The following is a 3,225-nucleotide window of genomic DNA, read 5'->3' on the forward strand; positions in this document are numbered from 1 at the left end:
GCCGGGGGACGGTGGGCGCCGGGAGCCGGGGGCCGCGGATGTCCTAGAGTTCGTGCGTCGTCCCTCGCCCTGCCTTCGTACCCTGGGGGGTTTCGTGACCGCCGAGTCCCTGTCCCGCGACCTCGCGGGCAAGCCCGAGGCGCTGATCCGGCTCGCCGAGCGCTTTCCGCGGTGGGATCCCTACGCCGCGCTGCCCGCGCTGCTCGACGACGAGCCCGCCGCGGTGCGCTTCCTGGGCCTGGGCGCGGCGCGGCACGCGTGCGAGGTGGCGGCGGCGCGGCTGCGCCGGGCGGGGATCGCGGCGAGCGCGGACTTCTCCTCGTCGGCGGAGGAGCCGCCCGCGGGGCCGGAGACGCTCGTGGTCGCGGTGAGCCTGGGCGGTGGGCAGCGCGAGCTGTACACGGTGCTGGACCGCTACGTGGCGCGGTCGCCGGTGATCGTGCTGGCCCCGTCGGTGGACTTGGTGGTGGGGCGGCAGGCGGATCTGCTGGTGCCGCTGCACGCGGGTGAGGAGGCGAGCGGTGTGGGCTGTCGCGCCTACCAGCACGCGCTGGCCCTGCTCCTGCTGTTGGGGCACCGTCTGGGCGCGCCCCGGCCGGGCAACAGCCAGTCCCTGCCGGGGCTGCTGCGCCGCACGGCGAACGCGACGGCGTCGCTGTTGGAGAGCGCGCCGGGGTGGGTGCCCGAGGTCGCCCGGATCCTGGATTCGCCGCACGGGGTGCACATGGTGGCCCCGGCCGAGCGTATGGCGTCGGCCTGGCAGGGGGTGCGGGTGCTGCGCCAGGGGCCGGTACGGGTGGCGCACGCGTGTGAGACCGGGGAGTGGTCGCACACCGACCGCCACCTGGCGGCGGTGACGGACTACCGTGCGCTGCTGTTCGCTGGTTCGGCCTACGACGAGCGCTTCGCCCAGCACCTGGGGCAGTTGCGGGGGGCGTTCGTGGCGGTGGGCCCCACCCCCGGCCAGGAGCGGATGCCGGAGGCGGAGCTGACCGTGCGCTACCCGGGCGACACCGACCAGGACGTGAGCCTGCTGGTGGAGCCGCTGGTGGCGGAGCTGCTGGCGGCGCACTGGTGGCGCGGCCGGTAGCGCCCGCGGGGCGGCGGGCGGGCCGTGCGTCCGCGGGCCGTGTGTCCGCCGACCGAGGCCGGTGACGCCCTCGGCGGTCGGCGGCGGGCGTCCGCAGGCCCGGCAGGGGCGTTGCCCGGGTCCGGTCGGCCCGGGGAGAATGGACCGGGGGCCGCCCCCGCCGTCGGGGCGGACACGGCGCCCCCGGACCAACGCTAGCCCGGCGGCCGTGCGGGCGCACCCCCTTCCGCTGGCCTGTGGACGGTCCCGGTCAGGCCGAGGAACGCACCCAGGAGGCGTACAGGTCGGCGTACACGCCCGGCCTGTCCACCAGTTCGGTGTGCGAGCCGCTCTGCACGACGCGCCCGTCGTCGAAGACGAGGACCCGGTCGGCGGCCTCGGCGGTGGAGAGCCGGTGCGCGATGGCCACGGAGGTGCGTCCGCGGGTGAGCCGGTCCAGGGCTCGCTGGATGCGCACCTCGGTGTGCGGATCCACCGCCGAGGTGGCCTCGTCCAGTACCAGCAGGTCGGGGTCGGCGATGTAGGCGCGCACCAGGGCGACGAGCTGCCGCTCCCCCGCCGAGAGCGACTCCCCGCGCTGGCCCACGGGGGTGTCGAGTCCGTGGGCGAGGCTGTCGAGCCACTCGGTCAGCCCCAGTTCGGTGACGGCCGCCTCCAGTTCGGCGTCGGTGCTCTCGGGGCGGGCGAAGCGGATGTTGTCGCCCAGGGAGCTGTCGAAGAGGAAGCCCTCCTGCGGGACCATCACCACGCGGCTGCGCAGGGAGGAGAAGGCCACCTCGCGCAGGTCGACGCCGTCGAGCCGGACGGTGCCCCGGGCGGGGTCCATGAGGCGGGTGAGCAGTTTGACGAAGGTGGTCTTGCCCGAGCCGGTCTCGCCCACCACGGCCACGCGGGTGCCGGGGGTGATCTCGACGCTGACGTCGTCGAGGACGACGGGGCCCTCGGGGTAGGAGTAGGTCACCCCGTCGAAGGAGACCCGGACCGGTCCGCGCGGCAGCACCCGGCCCGCCTCGCCGGGGTCGGCGATGTCGGGGACGGTGTCGAGCACGCCCAGGACGCGGCGCCAGCCCGCGATGGCGTTCTGGGCCTCGTTGAAGATCTCGGTGGCCATCATCATCGGCTGGATGAACAGGGTCATCAGGAACAGGAAGGCGATGAGCTGCCCGGCGGTCAGGCCGCCGTCCAGGCCGAGCCAGACGCCGATGAGGACGACGGCGGTGTTGCCCAGGGCGGCGATGATCTCGGCGAAGGGCGAGACCGCCATGGACAGCCGCTGGGCGCGGATCTGGGAGCGGCGCGTGGTCAGGACGGTGGTGTCGATGCGCTCGGCGGTGCGCCCCTCGGTGCCGTGGGCGCGGATGACGGAGGCGCCCATGACGGTCTCGCCGATGACGCCGAGCATGTCGCCGGTGTTCTCTCGGACCGTGAGGTAGGCCTTGGAGAGCAGCTTCTGGAGCCAGCGCACGCCGAACAGCAGCGGCAGGAAGCAGATCCACACCACGAGGGTGAGCTGCCAGGAGTAGACCGCCATCAGGACGGTGGCGACCAGGAGCTGGCCGCTGCTGACCAGCAGGAGCAGGCCGCCCCACTGCATGAAGGTGCTGATCTGGTCGACGTCGCTGGTGACGCGCGAGACCAGGGCGCCCTTGCGCTCGCTGTTCTGGGTGAGCACGGACAGGTCGTGCACGTGCCGGAAGGCCTTGCGGCGCAGTGTGGCCAGGCCGGACTCGGTGGCCCGGTACAGGCGCACGTTCATCAGGTAGGAGCAGATCATGGTGACCACGAGCAGGGCGGCGCAGACGGTCACCATGCGGGTGACGAAGCCCAGGTCGGGGCCGTTCGCGCCGGTCAGCCCGTTGTCGATGATCTGCTGGACGGCGATGGGCACGATGACCTTGCCGGCGGTGGCCACGACGGCGAAGACCAGGGTGAGCCACAGGCCGCGGGCGAACTCCGGGGAGAGCCGCAGACCGCGCCTGAGCGTGTCCATCGCTCCCTCGGAGGAGCGGTGCAGCGACACGGCCGGGTCGTCGGGGGCGCGGCCGGGCCGCTCCTCCCCCTCCCGCTCTCGCTGCTCGTCGCGGGTGGGCGCGCTCATCGGGTGGCCTCCTCGGCGGCGTCGTCACGGGTGGGGC

General features: G+C 74.0%; 2 protein-coding genes. One reads left to right on the forward strand and one right to left on the reverse strand.

Features of this window, described 5'->3' with window-relative positions; translation table 11 throughout:
- Positions 1 to 94: 94 nt before the first annotated feature.
- Complete coding sequence (locus DQW06_RS23480) at positions 95 to 1,090, forward strand: sugar isomerase (RefSeq protein ID WP_013154197.1); 996 nt, start codon at positions 95 to 97, stop codon at positions 1,088 to 1,090.
- A gap of 250 nt (positions 1,091 to 1,340) precedes the next feature.
- Here DQW06_RS23480 and DQW06_RS23485 read toward each other — a convergent pair whose 3' ends face one another.
- Positions 1,341 to 3,188 (reverse strand): ABC transporter ATP-binding protein, encoded by a 1,848-nt coding sequence (locus DQW06_RS23485; RefSeq protein ID WP_013154198.1) that lies wholly within the window; start codon positions 3,186 to 3,188, stop codon positions 1,341 to 1,343.
- Between the last annotated feature and the right edge of the window lie 37 nt (positions 3,189 to 3,225).

Origin of the sequence: Nocardiopsis sp. TNDT3, from assembly GCF_003427465.1 — a bacterium.
Taxonomy (GTDB): domain Bacteria; phylum Actinomycetota; class Actinomycetes; order Streptosporangiales; family Streptosporangiaceae; genus Nocardiopsis; species Nocardiopsis dassonvillei.